Origin of the sequence: Kosakonia sacchari SP1 (assembly GCF_000300455.3) — a bacterium.
Lineage (GTDB): Bacteria > Pseudomonadota > Gammaproteobacteria > Enterobacterales > Enterobacteriaceae > Kosakonia > Kosakonia sacchari.
This window is the reverse complement of record NZ_CP007215.2, coordinates 4,511,999-4,530,823: the sequence shown is the minus strand read 5'-3', so window position 1 is coordinate 4,530,823 and position 18,825 is coordinate 4,511,999. Positions and strand designations below refer to the sequence as shown.

General features: G+C 56.6%; 10 protein-coding genes. All 10 read left to right on the top strand.

What is annotated here, in order from left to right:
• Positions 1-7 precede the first annotated feature (7 nt).
• The 10 genes from C813_RS44385 to C813_RS44350 all read left to right on the top strand — a co-directional run bounded on the left by C813_RS44385 (position 8) and on the right by C813_RS44350 (position 18,754).
• Positions 8-1,561, top strand: a complete 1,554-nt coding sequence (locus tag C813_RS44385; RefSeq protein WP_017459459.1) for a hypothetical protein — start codon at positions 8-10, stop codon at positions 1,559-1,561.
• Positions 1,558-1,686, top strand: a complete 129-nt coding sequence (locus tag C813_RS47655) for a hypothetical protein (protein WP_017459460.1) — start codon at positions 1,558-1,560, stop codon at positions 1,684-1,686. Before C813_RS44385 ends, C813_RS47655 begins: the two co-directional genes overlap by 4 nt.
• Before the next feature lie 10 nt (positions 1,687-1,696).
• Positions 1,697-5,839 (top strand): RHS repeat-associated core domain-containing protein, encoded by a 4,143-nt coding sequence (locus C813_RS44380; RefSeq protein WP_017459461.1) that lies wholly within the window; start codon positions 1,697-1,699, stop codon positions 5,837-5,839.
• The gene (locus C813_RS44375; protein WP_017459462.1) at positions 5,836-6,261 is read left to right on the top strand and encodes an immunity 26/phosphotriesterase HocA family protein; all 426 of its coding nucleotides are present in this window, start codon (positions 5,836-5,838) and stop codon (positions 6,259-6,261) included. Before C813_RS44380 ends, C813_RS44375 begins: the two co-directional genes overlap by 4 nt.
• Positions 6,262-6,936: 675 nt before the next feature.
• Complete coding sequence (locus C813_RS44370) at positions 6,937-8,757, top strand: Tc toxin subunit A (RefSeq protein ID WP_025263764.1); 1,821 nt, start codon at positions 6,937-6,939, stop codon at positions 8,755-8,757.
• Entirely contained in the window at positions 8,655-9,110 is a 456-nt protein-coding gene (locus C813_RS47265; protein WP_148661082.1) for a hypothetical protein, read from the top strand. Before C813_RS44370 ends, C813_RS47265 begins: the two co-directional genes overlap by 103 nt.
• Positions 9,020-10,150, top strand: a complete 1,131-nt coding sequence (locus C813_RS44365; RefSeq protein ID WP_025263763.1) for a neuraminidase-like domain-containing protein — start codon at positions 9,020-9,022, stop codon at positions 10,148-10,150. The genes C813_RS47265 and C813_RS44365 overlap by 91 nt, the downstream gene beginning before the upstream one ends.
• Positions 10,147-11,481, top strand: coding sequence for a neuraminidase-like domain-containing protein (locus C813_RS44360; RefSeq protein WP_025263762.1), 1,335 nt, complete (start codon positions 10,147-10,149; stop codon positions 11,479-11,481). The genes C813_RS44365 and C813_RS44360 overlap by 4 nt, the downstream gene beginning before the upstream one ends.
• A gap of 29 nt (positions 11,482-11,510) precedes the next feature.
• The gene (locus C813_RS44355) at positions 11,511-14,462 is read left to right on the top strand and encodes a Tc toxin subunit A-related protein (protein WP_025263761.1); all 2,952 of its coding nucleotides are present in this window, start codon (positions 11,511-11,513) and stop codon (positions 14,460-14,462) included.
• A gap of 50 nt (positions 14,463-14,512) precedes the next feature.
• Positions 14,513-18,754: a SpvB/TcaC N-terminal domain-containing protein gene (locus tag C813_RS44350; protein WP_017459464.1), complete on the top strand. Its 4,242-nt coding sequence runs from the start codon at positions 14,513-14,515 to the stop codon at positions 18,752-18,754.
• The last annotated feature ends 71 nt before the right edge of the window (positions 18,755-18,825 follow it).

Sequence of the window (18,825 nt, the reverse complement as noted above, 5' to 3'; positions counted from 1 at the left end):
ACACGGAATGAGCGCGGCAAAGAACCCCACAGAGAAAGTGATGAGCGAGCTGGAGCTAAGCTGGCTGGACGCCAGCGAGAACGCCGCGCGTACCCGCCTGTTTATCTGGCGCGTTCCGGCGGGCGGCGAATCGCTGCTGGATGCCTTTATTGCCCTGCAACAACATCCTGAAGGCCGCACACTGCCGGATCTGTTTCTTGGGCTGAATACCCCTTTCGAAACTGGTTATGGCTACAGCGAGGCGCTGGGGCGCGAGTTTGTTGAACAGTACGAAGCCACCGAAAATGCCGCCGCATGGAATGCGGAACCCTGGCTGCCCTGTTACTCCCCGGCGCAGCTGAACACGTTATTGCAGAGTTTCGCGCAGGCCTTCGCCGAGGATCTCCGTTACCTGGTGCTGGTGCTTAAACCCTCCGGCGTCAGCGATGAAAGCGCGCTAACACGCTGGCTGCAAGGCTGGCTGGAACAGGTCGCGGACGCCCCACGTTTGCTGCTGATTGATACGCTGGAGCAACCGATCTGGCAGCCGTTATATGAGGCGCATCCGCGCGTGGTGCAGCTGATTGTTGACGAAGTGGATGGCATGCGGGTGATGCACCAAACCGCGCAGCAACAGACGGACAGCGATGCCGACCGGTTGCTGTTTCGCCGCTATCTGGCGGATGCGATGCTGCTGCTGGAAAAAGGCAGTGCCGCACAAGTCGCCGCGCGCGGCGAACTGGCGCTGGGCATTGCGCAGCGGCGCGGCTGGGCGGATCAACAAGCGATGATGCACAACCTGATAGCCGGTGGCTGGTTAAAAGGCGGCGATCACGCACAGGCCGTCACCCACTACCGGCAGGCGCAAAAGCTCTCTGGCGAGATCCCTGATCCGGCGCTGAAAGGGCAGTTACGCACGCAAAGCACCTTCGGTGAAGCGGGCGCGTGGTTCGCGAAGAAAGACCATCTGCAAGCGGCGAAAGGCTATCGCCAGGCGGCGCTGGAAGCGCAGGCCATTCCCCATCCGGTATTTGAAATGGAAGGCTGGCGCATGTCCGGTTTTTGTTTGTGGCTTGCTGGTCACCGACCGACGGCGATGGAAGAGTACGCGCGTGCCGTGCAGGCGGCGGAAAGCGTGCCGCTGCCCGAACGCAGCCAGACCACGCTGCCGCTGGTGTTTCAGGATTTATTGCGTATGCACGATAAGCGGCGTACCGAGGCGCTCGAAGCCTGTGCCGCGCGCTGGCAACGTGAAAAACAGCGGCTGATCCAGCAGGCCGAAGCGGCGCTGCCCGCCGAGCCGACCGCTGCGCAAGTTAGGCAGACCGAAAGCCGCTTGCAGTTACAACTTGAGGCCATGTTTACCGTGATCCGCGAGGAGCGGGAAAATCTGATTCGTCGCGGCGATGAGAGTTTTCGCCGCATTATCCGGCTGGCGCGGGAAAAATTACACCCGCACTGGAATGGCCTGCCGGAGATCGCTCACCCCTTTGATGCGCCCCCCGGCGAGTGGCAAACCCTGCCCGTCTGGGGCAACCATGACGCATCGTTATCTGACACTGCAGGAAGCAACCCGCTATGAAAAATCGCATCATTATTATTGTTGTCGTCACGCTGCTCGCGCTGCTGTTTTTAAGCCTGTCTGATAGCGAGATGGCAACAGAAGTTCGAACGTTCTTGCGCGCGTTACTGCGCGCCATGTTCTGAGGCCAGACTTATGCACTCCGGCGCGCACTTCGATCCGCAGCTCGGGCTGGATATTCATACCTACCCGTGGCCGCTGCCAACGCCGCATATCGGCATTGTTTTTGACGTGTTCGATTACCTGCCGCTGATTGGCACCACGGTGCACGTCAACAGCATTAAGCGTGCGAGTGCAGGAACGGGCGGCATCGCGGTGCATATTCCGGTCGGCGGTGTGTGGGTGCCGCCGCTGCGCGCGCCGGGCGGCCCGCAGATTGAAGACGAGCTGTTTATGGGCAGCAAAACCGTCTCGGTGGACGGCGAGCCGTTCTCACGCATCGGTATGCCGGTGTTGAGCTGCAACATTATTGGCCTGGTGCCGCCGTTTCGCCTCAAGCGCGCCACCAAGCCAAAACCGCTCTCTCTCACGCTCCCGCTCACCTTCAACCTCGCCATACCCAATAACGTGCTGGTTGGCGGCCCGCCGACCATCAACCTGATGGCGCTGCTAATGCGCGCCGGGTTAAGCGGGCTGGGCAAGGGCTTCAAGAAACTGAAGAAAACGCCGAAGTGGCGGCTGTTTATGCGCCGCTTTCGCAAGCTGCGCCAGAAGCTGTTTCGTAATATGGACTCTGGCTTCCTCAAGTGCCGCGTGCTGCGCGCTGAACCGGTGGATATTCGCGACGGCAGCGTCAGCCTGGAACAGCAGGATTTCCTGTTAGCGGGCCGTCTGCCACTGGCGTGGACGCGAACCTATTCGTCGGCGGATATTGAGGTCGAAGGGCTGTGCGGCTTTGGCTGGTCAACCCCGGCAGATATCCGCCTCGATGTGCTGGCGGAAGAGGGCGTCGCGATGCTGACGAAGCCGGAAGGGATGACCTTATTCGCCGCTCTGCCGCAGAACGACGGGCGCGAACATGCCATTAACGGTTTGCCTGAGGGCAGCCGCTTGTGGCGGGAAACCCGTGATGGCGAAGTGCTGTGGGTAGTGGATCAGGAAAGTGGCCCGCAGCTGCACTTTAACGGTAAGCAGGGCGCGCTGCCGATTGGCGAAATTGTCGATCGTAGCGGCAACGGTTGGCGATTTAAGCGGGAAGAGGGCGAGTTACGGAAAATTCGCGAGTTTACCCATGCTGGGATGACCGGGCGCGATATCCTCGTCACGCAGGAGAGAAATCGTCTGCATACTCTGCGTCTGCATAATGCGCTGGACGGAGAGGTCACGCCGCTTACCCGCTACGAATATGACACCTACGGTCAGTTGAGCGCGGAGATCGATACGCTGTCGCATCCGCGCCGTTTTGTTTATCAGCAGCGCCGTATGGTCAGCCATATTGATCGCAATGGACAGGGGTTTCACTACCAGTACAACGAGGCCTGGCAGGTGATCCACGCCTGGGGTGATGGCGGGGTCTGGGATTACCACTTTGCGTACCATGCGCTGCTCAACGAAGTGGAAGTCACCGACTCGCAGGGCGCTGTTTCGCGTATCACCTTTGACGAACATGGCCTGCCAGTCTCGGAAATCGATCCGTTGGGCGGCAACACCGTGTTCCGCTACGACGATTTTGGCCGCACGGTGGAAGTGACAGAGCCGGACGGCAACACGCACCGCTGGGAGTATGACGAACAGGGGCGCATGACCGCCGAACAGATGCCTGATGGTTGCGTGATTCAGGCGGTTTATGACGATGACGGGCAATTACTGGCGCTTACCGATGAGAAAGGTGCGGTCTGGCGATCGGAATACAGTGAGGCCGGTAATCTTACCCGCGAAATCGATCCCACCGGTGTCGCCACGAGTTATGAGTACGACGCGTTTGGGCAGCTTTGCGCGGCGAATGTGCCCGGCATTTCGCCCACGCGCTACCAGTATGATCGTTATGGCTTTCCGCAACGGATTGAACAGGCGGGCGCAGGCGCGATACAGCTTCGCCACTCGGTACGGGGAACGCTGCTGGAGCGTATTGACGAAAGCGGTGGTACAACCCGTTTTCACTGGGATATGAAAGACCGTCTGGTGGCGACCACCGATCCGGCCGGCGGTGAAATACGCGTTGTCTACGATCGCGAAGATGACCCGGTCAGTTACACCGATGAGCTGGGGCGAACGACGCAGCTTCGCTATAACGGCAGCGGCATGTTGACGGCCTGCGAAACCCCGGACGGCGCGACACTGAGCTTCCTTTATGATGCGGAAGATCGGCTGGTGACGGTGGTAAATCAAAATGGCCAACGCTGGCAACTGACGCGCGATGCGCTCGGGCGGGTGACGGAAGAGCATGATTATTGGGGGCAGGTGACGCGTTACGGTTGGGATAAGGCCAGCCGGTTGATACGTCGTGAGGATCCGCTGGGTCGCGAAGTGCGCTACGGCTATGACAAAAGGGGAAGGCTGACGGAGCGGCGCAGCGGCGACACATTACAGGTGAAATACCATTACGATCCCTGTGGGCGGATGGTGCTGTGTGAAAACCCGTGGCGGCGGCTGAGCTGGCGCTACGATGATGCCGGACGTGTACTGCTGGAAGAGCAGGATGGTTTTCAACTGCGCTACGGTTACAACGAACGCGGTGTGTTGCTAAAACGCGAAAGCGACAGTGGTCACCAGGTGCGTTATCACCTTGATGCGCATGAACGGCTGAGCCAGATACAGCTTAACGACGATGTGCCCATTCTGTTTACCTACGACGAGGCCGGACGATGTGTGAGCGAACAGCTCTCCAATGATGTCCTGCGTACCTTTAGTTTCGACAGGCTGGGGCGACTCAGTACCCAGCAGGTGCTGCAACAGGATTTACCGCTGTTCGCCAGTGGGTTTGCTTACGATCGCGCCGGGAATCTGACGTTACGGGAAGATAGCCTGTGGGGCAGCGATCGTTACAGTTACGATCCGGTGGGGCGGTTGACGGCGCACACGGCACCCGATGGCGCGCTACGTCAATTTGTGCAGGATGCCGCCGGTAATCAGTTGCAGACGCAAACGCATGAGGTGAATGACAGCGCGGGCGGTTGGTTTCGTGAAGGCATTCACCACGGCGTGCGCTATGTGTTTGACCGCGCCGGGGAGCTACGCCAGCGCCGGGATATTCAGAGTGAAGGCGAAAAAGAGGATTTTGTCTGGGATGACAACCGCCAATTGATCGCCGTGCGTAAAGGCGACAGCCTGGTGCGCTATGGCTATGACGGCCTGGGTCGACGGGTATTCAAGCAGACGGCGAGCGAAACACGCTGGTTCTACTGGCAGGATGATGTACTGGCGGGCGAGACGGTCACTAAGTTACAGGAGCCTCTGGCCGCGCTCAGCATTTTCGATACCGGCGGCAGGTTAAAACGGCAGAAAGCGCAGGCCAAACTGTTCAGTGAGATGCGGGAATATGTCTACTACCCGGACAGCTTCTGGCCGCTGGCGTTACTGACGCAAGAAGGGGGAGAAAAGCAGAGCTGGCATTATCACTGCGATCCCAACGGTGCGCCGGTCAGATTGACCTCGCCACAAGGGGAGATTGTTTGGTCGGAGAAAAGCGGCATTTGGGGCGAGAAAGGCGAGGTTTACGCCAGCCGCATTGACAACCCACTGCGTTTTCAGGGGCAGTATTACGACGTAGAAACCGGGCTGCACTACAACCGCTACCGCTATTACGACCCGAACATTGCGGCCTATATCAGCCAGGATCCCGTGGGCATGGTGGCGGGGGTTAGCGTGTATCAGTACGCGCCAAATCCGCTGGCATGGAGCGATCCGCTCGGCTTGCAGCGATGTCTGGGTCTACCGTCTACGCGCCCGCCAGGTGGCTCGAGGAAGAAATACAACCGTGCGAAAGGGCAAGGGTTATATATTCTGCACGAGAATGGCAAAATCCGTTACGTTGGGCGCGGCGATGCGCCAACCCGTTTAAACGCCCATGCCAAAACGCCGGGTAAATCGCATCTGGAACAGCTGATCATTTTTGACAACAACTTAACCAAAGCTGAAGCTAAATATCTGGAAGAAAAACTGATAGGTATGCATGGTGGCGCTAAATCGATGAATCCTTTAACGAATTTATTGAACGATATCCGGTCTTACCGCCCCGGAAATAAAAACGCACCCACGTATAAAATCGCTGGCGATAGCTCAGCATGGGGTAAAGAAATCTTACAAGACGCGCTGTCTATCATAAGGGGTAGCATATGAGTCAAAAATACCAGGAAGGTGATATCTTTCTGATCCCAACCGCCGATGGCCGGTTTGCCGTATGTCAGATCGTCTGTGCGCTGAAAGGGCGTTTTAAAAAGGCTTTCGCATTTGGCGTACTAAGCATTCAGGCCGATAAAAGCATTCCACAACACGATGAGTTTCTGCAATTTAAAAACTCACGAGGCATCACTAAGGTGATCTTTGCGGCGGTGGATAGCCTCAAAAGTGGTGAGTGGGAAATCATCGGGAATATCCCGCTGACGGACTGGAAAAAAGAGCTACAAATATTCCACAGCGCCGGGCATTTATACCATGGCGATGAGTATGTCAGAGTGCTTGATAAGAGCGAATATAAGCAATTCAATGTGATGGGTGTTGCCGGTAACGAACTGGTGCAACAATACCTAGCGCAACATTGAACCCTAAAGAAGTGAGGACTTTGCGCTTCACTTCTTTTTAACTCTCTTATTTCATTAGGTGTCTTACACATTTTCATTGCCAGTTTTTGATATTCCCTCCCCCTATTTTTCCCGTCTGGGTAAACGCTGTGAAAATAATTAATGTCCATTTTATGATTCTTGCATATTTTGAAATTACACTTCGCTTGTTTTATTTTGCCTTTTAATTTCATTAAGTAACGATTTTATCACGGTTGTAATGTGGATGGCGTGCCGGGCGTGTTGCGCGAAAATTCCATGAAAAATCTTATTTGATTCCTCTTTTTTTAAGTGATTAATCCTGGTTTTCTTTAATTATTTATATAGGACAATGAATTTAAAAGAGTATATTTTTGTGAGTTTTGTCTTATGTCGAAAAAGCGCGGCTTGAAATAAGGCTTAATGATAATCTACGCTGTATTTCATCTTTCCTGACCGACCATGCATTTGTACATTCCTTTGTGAGGTAATGGATATCTGCTTGAACATCAAAGCTATTTAATAGCGTAGTAAACACATCCCCTTAATTGTCGGCTCTTTAGCCGGCATTTCTTTGGGACAGGACGTCATTTTATTATTTATGGCGGCCTCGTTTCCTGCGCTTTTTATTCCATAAGTATCAGCATGCCTTCTCTAAAAACGTTGAGGGGAATCCATATGTACGATATTGATACCATCCTGAGTGAAATTAACACCACCCGTTCCAGCACACTGGATGCGAACACGCTGCTGTCCTCGCTGACACCCTATTCTGCGGCTGAGATCCGTGAAACCTACAGGGATGTCCTGACCTGGGGGGAGGCGAATTACCTCAGTAAACAGGTCCGCGACACGCTGAAAAAAAACAAAGAGACCGAGTCGCGTATCCTGAGCCGTGCCAACCCGCAACTGACCAGAGCCGTCAGGCTGGCGATTGATCAGAGCCGTAACCAGCGGGACTACGATGCACAGTTTGGTGGCCGGTCGCAGCAGTATGTCGCTGCCGGCTCGGTGGCGTCGATGTTCTCCCCGGCGGGTTACCTGACGGAGCTGTACCGCGAAGCCCGCGACCTGCACACCACGGACAATACCCGCCACCTGGACAACCGCCGCCCGGATCTGACGCGGCTGGCGCTGAGCCAGGACAATATGGACGCGGAAGTGAGCACGCTGTCGATAGCCAATGACATTGTGCTCAGCAGTATTGTCAGCCGTGAGGGAACCGACGATGACACGGTGATGGAGAAGTTATCCACCTGGCGGTTGTCCGGTAACACGCCGTACCACCTGCCGTATGAGGGCGCACGCCAGGCGATCCTGTTGCAGGATCCGACGCTGGCGGCGCTGGAGGCCAGCCCGGATGTCGCGCAACAGATAGATTTGTCTTCACTGCTGGCGATCCTGGCGGATGTCTCGCCGGAGCTGTATCGCATTCTGACTGAGGAGATCACCGCCGGTAATGCCGCGGCGTTATACACAGAAAACTTCGGTACACAAGACATACAGCGTCTGCTGAATGCTTACCTGCTGGCCGGATATTATGATATTCCCGCAGAGGACGTGTTAACGCTGACCAGCCTGCTGGGGCAGCGTGATTACTCAGCGCCGGTGCAGTATTACCTGAACAATATGTTGACAGATATGGACTCAGGCAGTGACAGCACCACTGGCGGGATCCGCCAGCTTATTCGTTCCTCTACCAGTAATTACGACGAATTAAATTATCTGGAACTTATCCCTCAGGGAGGTGACAGTTATCTGGTGAATTTTAACAGTATTTCCTACCACACTGGCTATCCTACTTTGCGTATCGGAACAACGGGGAAGGGTAGCTCGGATCTATACAGTGCCAGCAGGATCCCGAAACCCAATGAGCATATCAGTATCCCGGTGACATTATCCCCAGATAAAGTGAAAGCGGGCGTCACCATTTACATTTCCCGTGCTGCCGGTAACAACTGGTTCTGTGATTATTGTGATTTCAGGGAATATTCCCTGTCTTCGCAACAGTACCTGCTGTACCTCAATAAAATCCTGCGCCTGTATAAAGCCACGGGCCTGACCCCGCAGGAGATGTACCTGCTGGTGTACAACCACCCCGGAGCGGAGCTGTTTGACACCGGGATGCTGACGCTGGCGTTTCTCAGCCTGTTCTACCGGCAGCACTACAGCCTGCGTTTCGGGACGCACTGGTGCTGGCGGGCGGGCATATCAGCGCGGTGGGGGTACAGGGCCAGGCGAGTGACTTCACCACCCTGTTCAACACGCCACTGCTCAATAACCGGGCGTTTGAAGCCGACGGCGCGGCGGTGGACTGGAATGCCACGGATGCGGACAACGTGTTCCGCACCAGCGTCATCAAACGGGGCTGCCAGGTGCACCGCGCGGAGCTGCCGGTGCTGTGGCAGGTGGCGGCGGGGAGCACGGGGTTCACCGCCACGGCGGAGAACCTGGCGCTGCTGTACCGCACCCGCCTGCTGGCGGAGGTGCACGGGCTGAGCGCCACGGAACTGAGCCTGCTGCTGTCGGTGTCGCCGTGGAGCCAGAGCCCGCTCAGCGGGCTGGATGCCGGAGGATTTGCCACGCTGGTGAGCTGGCTGCACGGGATGACCCGCTGGCTGGAAGGGCAGGGCTGGACGGTGAGTGAGCTGTACCTGATGGTGACGACGCAGTACAGCACGGTGCTGACGCCGGAAATCGGGAACCTGGTGGCGACGCTGCGCGGGCCATCAGCGCGGCGGACCTGGATTCGGACACGCTGGTGGCGAAGCTGGCGCCGGCGATTGCGGCGGGCAGCCAGCTGGGCTTCACGGGGCAGGCGGAGAGTATCCTGCGCTGGCTTGACCGGCTGAAACCGGGGGGCACGGACGTGCAGGGGTTCGCGACGCTGGTGCTGAAAGATAACCGGACGGCGGCGGAGACGGTGAGCCTGGTGACGTTCTGCCAGATACTGGGGCAGCTGACGCTGCTGGTGCGTAAAACGGGCATCAGCGATTACCTGCTGGCGGCACTGGTGGCGAAGCCGGAGCTGGTGGCGGCGGGGACAACGGTGGCGACGCTGACGCTGGACACGGTGCAGCGCCTGAGCCGGGTGAACCGGCGGATACTGCAGACGGGGGCGTACGCGCAGCAGGTCCTGACGGCGCTGGTGGAGGGGGAGCTGACGACCACGCTGCTGGGGCAGGCGCTGGGAGAGAGCCGTGAGGCGGTGGACGAGGCGCTGGCGCTGGCGGACAGCAGTGCGGGGAGTACGGTGACGTCGCTGACAGCGCTGGACGTGACGCTGCAGTGGCTGGACTTTTCGGCGGCGCTGAACAGCGCGCCGTCGACGGTGAAGGCACTGGTGGCGCTGAGGTACACGGGGAGCACGGGGAGCACGCCGGTGTATGCGGACTGGGTGGCGGTGAGCAACCTGCTGCAGGCGGGGCTGAGCGCGGCGCAGACGACGGCGCTGCAGCAGCATCTGGAGGAGCGGACCAGCGCGGCGCTGAGCAGCTATTACATCCGGACGGCGGGGAACACGGCGGTGACAGACCGGGAGCAGCTGTATGCGTGGCTGCTGATAGACGGACTGGTGTCGTCGCAGGTGACGACGACGCGGGTGGCGGAAGCGATAGCGAGTCTGCAGCTGTACGTGAACCGGTGCCAGAACGGTCAGGAGCAGGGAGCGCAGCGGGCGGTGCTGTCGCGGCAGTTCTTCACGGACTGGGACCGTTACAACAAGCGGTACAGCACGTGGGCGGGGGTGTCACAGCTGGTGTATTACCCGGAGAACTACATTGACCCGACGGTGCGGACGGGACAGACCAGCATGATGGACAGCATGCTGAACACGCTGGGGCAGAGTGAGCTGAGTGCGGACACGGTGGGGGATGCGTTCCGGGGTACATGACGCAGTTTGAGAAGATTGCGAACCTGGACGTGATAAGCGCGTACCACGACAACGTGAGCGTGGCGGAAGGGAAGACGTGGTTTATCGGCAAGTCGACGGTGGAGGGCGAGAAATACTACTGGCGCACGCTGGACCAGTCGATGCTGAGTGACGGTAAATACCCGGCAACGGCGTGGAGCGAGTGGCTGGAAATCGGCTCGGGCATTGCGGCGTACAACAACATGGTGCGCCCGGTGGTGTTTAATGACCGGCTGTATGTGGTGTGGGTGACCGAGACAGAGGCGGGTAATTTTCTCAGCTTTGCCTATCTGCGCCATGACGGCAGCTGGAGCACACCGATAAGCGCGACGCTGTCGGCGTATTTACCGGCGTCGGATATCAGCGCGCTGTCGTCAAAAAATATCCTCTGTATCAACAGCAATGCAGAGGACAGTTCGATAATCATTGTTCTGTTTTATACCCCTGCAGCGACGGACTCGGAGAACCAGAATCAGACCATCTCGGGGATAGGTATATCAGCCGAGCATGAGCTTACCGCGTTTGCTGATGCGAATTATTACCATGCTTATGTCTGGCAGCAGTATTCCACCCAGAGTGAGCTGCGGGTTAATTTCCCATTCGTTGAAGGTGATATTACTTATTCGGCCGGAGGGCTGGGCTCTAGCTGGGGCGATGATAGCATGTCGGTGATGACCGGGGGGCGCTATCAAATAACCCGCTTCGCTTTTAATAAGGAGACACAAAAAGTCGAGATCGATGCCACTGCTGATCTCCGGTATACCGTTAGCCCACTTGACAGCGGGAGCTTCGGCTATAACAAAAAGAACTGGATCGATGTAATTAAGGAAGCAGGGTTACTGAATGTGGCTTGCCGTATTTCCACAAAGCCAGGCCGTCTGCTGCAGGCATATACTCCGAATGATGCCAGGTATATTGTCATCCTTGTTCCCTCTACCCACGAAATATGGGTTAAAACGGAGAAAAAACTTTATCAGCCGCTGGAGAATTATCCATCTCGTACCTTACGGGCATATATACTGTGGAATTCATTTTTCAGTGATGAATATGTATTATTGCCAGCGTATCCCCGCACGACAGATTATTTTGACCTGTTTAAAGCCTCAGTCCCGGATGTTGATCTGAGCCAATCGGTTCGCCATGGTGATGTCGCTTCTGTTTACGACTATTACCTGTCCCTCGAGGATTTTTCGGATTTTATTGATTTTACTGTCGTTATAGAACCTGAGGATATCACTCTCAGCTTCCTGTCAGCGACAGGGGGGCAACGCTGGACGGGAGCAGTGCAACATCCGTCTCCGGCACGGACTTAGATAAAACCTACCATTTTGAAGCCAGTGGAATGAGTTTCCCGGTCGCAGATTTTCGCAACGGGAAGCTTGAGGTCACCGTGCGGTTTACGGCAAAAAATAGCCTGGGGCAGGCTGTTGGTGAACAGCAGGCGACCATTACCGTGTATCAGGTACCGACTGACATCCGCAAGATGCTGCTGGTGCGTACCAGTACCAAGGCACAGTATCTACAGCGCGGTGCCTACCGGGTACGTATTAATACCCTGTTCGCCCGTCAACTGGTGGCCAGGGCGAACCTGGGGCTGGATGCGGTGCTGTCGATGGAAACCCAGCAATTACAGGAGCCGAAGCTGGGTAAAGGCAGCTATGTGAGCGTAACGTTTCCAGCTTATAACGCAGATGTGCATGGCTCGAACCCGAATGTACAATTCAGTATTTCTCCCAGCTCTTCTCCTGATAGCACCACCAGATATCCTTTCTGGTCCGGCGTATTAAAAGAAACGCCTTTTACGGTGCAACTCTTTGTTCCGACATCCCAGACGGCCTATGGCGATCCCGTTCAGTTTCCAGAAAACAGGGACTGGGGTCTTGCGGTCTTTCTGACATGTCAGCAGGGGACATTTTATCAGGGGGTGTTTAATTATATTCAGCAATCTGACCTCTCCCTGACAGGCTATGTCCCGAATTCAGGCGCCAATACAACGCGAGATATATCTGTTCAAGTTCTGATATCGCAGAGCACCGAACCGATGGATTTCGCCGGTGCCAACGCCCTCTATTTCTGGGAGATGTTCTTCTACGTACCCTCAATGGCGTTCCAGCGCCTGCTGCACGAAAGCAAGTTCGATGACGCCACCACCTGGATGAAATACATCTGGAACCCGGCCGGCTACTACACCAGCGACGGTACGCTCGCGACGTGGACGTGGAACGTGCGCCCGCTGGAGGAGGACACCTCGTGGAACCCGGACCCGCCCGACTCCGTCGACCCGGACGCGGTGGCGCAGTCTGACCCGATGCACTACAAGGTCGCCACCTTTATGCGGGTGCTGGATTTGCTGATAGCCCGCGGCGACGCGGCCTACCGGCTGCTGGAGCGCGACACCCTCAATGAAGCCAAAATGTGGTATGTGCAGGCGCTGCAGTTGCTGGGGGATGAACCTGCCGACGCGCTGGTCAACGGAGGCTGGTCGAACCCGGTGCTGGGGGATGCCGCCAGCCAGACGCTGGCCCAGTCCTTCCAGCTGGAGATGATAAATATCCGCGAAGCGACGGTAACGGAAGATCTAACTCGTACCGCGAATTCGCTGACGGGGCTGTTCTACCCGCAGATGAACGACAGACTGAGCAGCTACTGGCAGACACTGCGCCAGCGGCTGTACAACCTGCGACATAACCTGTCGATTGACGGCCAGCCGCTGTACCTGCCGGTGTATGCCGCTGCGGCCAGTCCGTCGGCGCTGCTGAGCGCGGCGGTGACATCCGCCAGCGGCGGGGATTCGCTACCGACAGTGGCGCTGCCGCTGCTGCGCTTCCCGGCGCTGCTGGAGAGTGCGCGGAGTCTGGTATTCCAGTTAACGCAGTTTGGCAACACCCTGCTGTCCATCACCGAGCGCCAGGATGCGGAAGCACTGTCCCTGCTGTTACAGAACCAGGGGCTGGCGCTGCTGAGTCAGAGTATTGCGGTACAGGAACATGCCCTGACCGAACTGGATGCAGATAAAGATGCGCTGACAGCCAGCCGCCAGGGGGCGGAGGAGAGACGCAACAGCTACCGGCAACTGTACGATGAAAACGTCAATGCCGGCGAAACCCAGGCGATGGATCTGCTGATGGATGCATCTGTCATCGCCGGAGCAGCCAGTGCGCTGCATATGGGGGCGGCAGCGCTGGATATGGTGCCCAATATTTATGGTCTTGCAGGGGGCGGAAGTCACTATGGCGCGATACTGAGAGCCACGGCTATCGGCGTCAACATTGCTGCCGACGGTGTGCGGATTTCCGGCGATAAAATTTCCCGGTCGGAAATCTACCGCCGTCGCCGCCAGGAGTGGGAGATCCAGCGTAACAGTGCGGAAGCGGAAATGAAGCAGATCGATGCCCAACTGGCGTCGCTGTCGGTGCGCCGTAAAGGGGTGGAACTCCAGAAAGCGCAGGTGGAAACCCAGCTGGCGCAGACGCAGGCGCAGCTGGACTGGCTGCAGGGCAAGTTCAGCGGGCAGGCGCTGTACAGCTGGCTGCGTGGCACGCTGGCCTCGGTTTACTACCAGTACTATGACGTGGCTGTCGCCCGCTGCCTGCAGGCGCAACGCGCCTGGCAGTGGCGGTTCAGTGATGAAGCAACCACGTTTATCAAACCGGGTGCCTGGCAGGCGAACTGGCTGGGCTTTATGGCCGGTGAGACGCTGCTGCTGGGGCTGGCGCGTATGGAGCAGGCGTGGACTGAACAGGATTCACGTATGGCTGAGATCGAGAAAACCGTCTCACTGAGAGATGTTTACAGTGGCTTGTCGAGTGGATCCTTTGCGTTGGCTACCACGGTTCAATCACTGGTGGGCAGCGGTTCGGGTAGCGCAGGCAGCGGCGGTAACACGCTGGAAATAGCCAGCGATCAGTTACAGGCCAGTATTAAGCTCGCCGATCTGAATATTCTGTCTGATTACCCGGTGGGTTTAGGAAGCATCCGCCGTATCAAGCAGATCAGCGTCACGCTGGTATTACCGCTAGAGGTTTATCAGGATATCCGGGCGGTACTCAGCTACGGGGGCAGCGTGGTGCTGCCACAGGGATGTAATGCGCTTGCCGTCACGCACGGTATGAACGACAGCGGCCAGTTCCAGCTCGATTTTAATGATGAACGCGCGTTGCCGTTTGAAGGGATCCCGGTGGATGACAGCGGCACGCTGGTGCTGAGTTTCCCTGACATTACCGGGGAGCAGAAAGATCTCCTGACCGGCCTGACGGATATTATTTTGCATATCCGCTACACCGTTAACGGTTAACTCTATGTATCTATTCAGGATCCCGGCGGGGAACCTGTGGGAGCGCTACGATGCAAAATACAGATAACGTCAGACCTGAAACCCTTTCTTTACCGAAAGGTGGCGGTGCGATCACTGGCTTAAAAGGTGATGTCGCCGGTGCAGGACCGGACGGGGCAAATGCCCTGAGTATACCGTTACCGATAAACCCCGGCAGGGGATATGCGCCGTCACTGTCGTTGAGTTATTACAGCCGATCCGGTAATGGCCCATTTGGTATGGGATGGAGTGTCGATAATCCTGCCATCCGTCGGCGCACGAAAAAGGGGGTACCCCATTACAACGACACCGATGAATTCCTTGGGGCGAACGGGGAGGTCATCGTCCCGTTTCTTGCCGACGACGGTACGGCGAGTACGCGTACCGCCAGCGCATTGCTGGGCGTTTCTCTCGGTAGCGACTTTACTGTTCACCGCTACCGTTATCGCATTGAAAGTGATTTCAGTCGGCTGGAATACTGGGTTGAGGCAGGCTCCGGCGGGCGCGATTTCTGGGTGCAGTACACGCCGGACGGGCAACTTTATCTCTTTGGTTGCAGCAGTCTGGCACGTATCAGCGATCCGGCGACACCCGAAAACGCAGGCATCTGGCTACTGGAGTCATCGGTATCGGCAACCGGCGAGCAGATCTACTGGAGCTATCGCGCGGAAGATGAGACCGGCTGTGAGACTTCTGAAACTACCGCGCATCCTAATGCAACGGCACAACGTTATCTGGCGGCCGTCTACTACGGCAACCGTGTTGCCGGGCGTGTTTTGGCGGGATTAGCCTCCACGCCGGCCCTCACTGACTGGCTGTTTATGGTGGTATTCGATTACGGCGAACGCACCGCCGATGCCGCTACCGTTCCTGCCTGGCTGGAACCGGGTTCCGGTGATTGGGTATGCCGCCAGGATTGTTTCTCAAGCTGGGAGTATGGCTTCGAGCTTCGTACCTGCCGCTTGTGTCGGCAAATATTGACCTATCATTTTACCGGCACCTTAGGGGGCAGCTCCTCCGAGAGTACCCCACAACTGGTTTCCCGTTTTGCGCTGAGCTATGCAGAAACCCCCAAGGCGACCACGCTTACTGGCGTGCAGCAATCGGGTCTGGCACAGAATAGTATGTTCACCTCGCTACCGAAGGTGGAGTTTGCATGGAGCATTTTTGATCCAACCGCTAACGGCGATCCGTGGCCGGAAAATAGCTGGCAAGAGCGTAAAGATCTGGCAAATACCAATAGCCTGCAACCCTATCAATTAATGGATCTCAATGGCGAAGGGTTGGCTGGTATCCTCTATCAGGACAGCGGTGCCTGGTGGTACCGCCCGCCAGTTCGCCAGCCAGGCAGTGATGCGAATGCCGTTACCTGGGATGAACCGACGCCTTTGCCTGTTATTCCCGCATTGCGCGATAGCGGTGTGCTGGCGGATCTCAATGGTGACGGCTATATGGAGTGGGTTGTCACGTCAGCCGGAGTGAATGGCTACTACTCGCGTACGCCGGAGCGGGGCTGGCTCAATTTCACTCCACTTTCTGCTTATCCGGTGGAGTATTTGCACCCTCGCGCTCAGCTTGCAGATGTTTCGGGGGCTGGGCTGGCGGACCTGGTGCTAATCGGGCCGAAAAGCGTGCGGCTTTACGCTGGCACTGGCGATGGCTGGGAAAAAGCACTGAACGTGATACAACCTACCGGTGTGACCTTGCCGGTGCCCGGCATTGATGAGCGGGTACTGGTTGCATTCAGCGATATGGCCGGCAGCGGACAGCAGCATCTGGTTGAGATAAAAAAAGAGGGGATCCGTTATTGGCCTAACCTTGGAGATGGTCAGTTTGGCGAACCTATCACCATGGCAAATTGGTGGTTTGGGTTAGCTACCTTTAACCCTACACAGTGTTTTCTGGCCGATATTGACGGTTCCGGCACTTCAGATGTGATTTATGCGAACAAAGATTATGTGCTTATACAAATCAATCAGTGTGGCAATAGCTTTTCAGATCCTTTTCAGATAGCGCTCCCTGACGGCGTGCGTTTCGACAATACTTGCGAGCTCCAGGTCGCGGATATTCAGGGGCTCGGCGTCGCCAGTCTGATCCTGACGGTGCCACACCCGCAAGTGCGCCATTATGTCTGCCATTTAACATCGGTTAAACCCTGGCTGCTGAACCAGATGTGGAACAATATGGGGGCGCAGTATGATTTTACCTATCGCAGTTCGGCGCAGTTCTGGCTGGATGAGAAACAGCAAGCGGCAGCCGCGGGTAAGCCTGTTCCGGCGAGCTACTTACCCTTTGCGTTGCATCTGCTTTCCCGTACCGATTTGACCGACAACATTACCCATAATCATCTGGTGAGTACTGCCCGTTACCTTTCCGGTACATGGGATGGTAAAGAGCGTGAGTTCAGGGGGTTTGGTTTTGTTGAACTGCAGGATACCGACACACTCACAAGCCAGGGCACGTCAACAGTAATTAGCCAGCCGTCGATGACGCGCCACTGGTTTGCAACAGGTTTGGCGGCGGTGGATGATCGTCTGCCTGATGGCTGGTGGTCTGGCGATGACGGGGCGTTTGACCATTTCGCTGCGCGCTTTACAAGCGGTTATGGTGATAATGAACAGCTCTATGCGGCGGATGACGACGAGGCTTTCTGGCTACGCCGTGCAACAAAAGGTATGTTGCTGCGTAGTGAACTTTACGGTCTTGACGGCAGCGATGCACAATCTGTCCCTTATCAAGTCAGTGAGTCTCGCCCGCAGGTTCGTCTGGTGGCGGCCGCGACTGAGGGCTGCTATCCGATTGTTTTGCCTCTTACGGCAGAAACACGGACTTATACCTATGAGCGGATAAGCAACGATCCGCAATGCAGCCAGCAGGTGACGTTGACCAGCGATCAGTATGGTCAACCGTTATTTGCCTTCACGCTAAATTATCCACGCCGTGCGAAACCGGCGACTAGCCCCTACCCGGATACGCTACCGGAGACGCTGTTTGATTCCAGTTACGACGACCAGCAGCAGCAACTGGTGGTGACCCGGCAGGAAAACCATTGGTATAGCATTGATGACATGGCCTCAGGAAGGTGGGTAAACGGCCTGGTTGATGCGGTGAGAAGTGACGTTTATCTCTACTCTTCTGCTCCGGGTACAGGCTTAACGTTGGAGGATCTCACACACTCTGGCGCGCCGCTGGGTACGCCAGCCAGCCAGGCGTTCGCGGGCTGGTATCAGCCATGGTATCTGGATGGCAATGACAGCCCCACTTCAGAGCTGCCAGCTTTTCCGCCACGTATCGGCTTTACTGAAACGGCGGTACTTGACGACGAGATGGTCGCCGAGCTGAAAGAGGATCTGACCGACAGTGTGCTGCAACAGGCCGGATATGTCTGGCTCTCGTTCCTCGGGGCGTGGGTCGTGCATCGCAACATCACCACCTATGGTACGGTAGAGCATTTCTGGCTACCGCAAACCGTGCGGGATTCCGATTTAACGGGGGCGATAACGCTTACCCACGATGCGTATGACTGCGTTGTGACCAAAGTGGTGGATGCCGCCGGGTTAACGACCCAGGCGGAGTATGACTGGCGATTTTTAACGCCGGTTAAAATCACCGATGTGAACAACAACATTCATCAGGTCACGCTTGATGGACTGGGGCGCGTCACCAGTCAACGCTTTAGCGGCACCGAAAATGGTGTGGCAGCCGGTTACAGTGACACGGATTTCACCCCGCCAACCGATGTTGACGAAGCACTGGCACTTACACCGCCGCTCCCGGTGGCGCAGTGCCTGGTCTATGTCAGTGAAGGGGGCGGAAGTTTACCCCCGCATGTATTGACGCTTACTACCGATCGCTATGATCAGGGGGACGGCAGCGCAGAGCAGCAGATCCGTCAGACGGTCTCGTTTAGCGATGGTTTTGGCCGGGAGTTGCAAACGTCGGTTCGCTTCGAAGCGGGTGAAGCCTGGCAGCGTTATTGGGATGGTACCCTGATTATGGAGACAGTGCAGACAGATAACCGCTGGGCTGTGAGCGGGCGTATAGAGTATGACAACAAAGGCCAGGCCATTCGCGCCTATCAGCCCTATTTTCTGGATACCTGGCGATGGGTGGTGGACGCCAGTGCGCGCACTGATCTCTATGCCGACACGCACTATTTCGATCCCCTCGGGCGTGAAAGAGAGGTTGTTACCGCTAAAGGTTATCTGCGGCGCACGATGTATACGCCGTGGTTTGTGGTCAGTGAAGATGAAAATGACACACTAAGCGAATAATTACGCTTTAATAAAACGGCTCTGCGGAGCCGTTTTCTATTTGATGAAAAATATCAATTTTATTAAACACA

Coding starts and splice junctions, on each gene's coding strand:
- C813_RS44350 (WP_017459464.1), top strand. CDS start 14,513: ATGCAAAATACAGATAACGTCAGACCTGAAACCCTTTCTTTACCGAAA.
- C813_RS44360 (WP_025263762.1), top strand. CDS start 10,147: ATGACGCAGTTTGAGAAGATTGCGAACCTGGACGTGATAAGCGCGTAC.
- C813_RS44355 (WP_025263761.1), top strand. CDS start 11,511: ATGAGTTTCCCGGTCGCAGATTTTCGCAACGGGAAGCTTGAGGTCACC.
- C813_RS47655 (WP_017459460.1), top strand. CDS start 1,558: ATGAAAAATCGCATCATTATTATTGTTGTCGTCACGCTGCTCGCGCTG.
- C813_RS44385 (WP_017459459.1), top strand. CDS start 8: ATGAGCGCGGCAAAGAACCCCACAGAGAAAGTGATGAGCGAGCTGGAG.
- C813_RS44370 (WP_025263764.1), top strand. CDS start 6,937: ATGTACGATATTGATACCATCCTGAGTGAAATTAACACCACCCGTTCC.
- C813_RS44375 (WP_017459462.1), top strand. CDS start 5,836: ATGAGTCAAAAATACCAGGAAGGTGATATCTTTCTGATCCCAACCGCC.
- C813_RS44380 (WP_017459461.1), top strand. CDS start 1,697: ATGCACTCCGGCGCGCACTTCGATCCGCAGCTCGGGCTGGATATTCAT.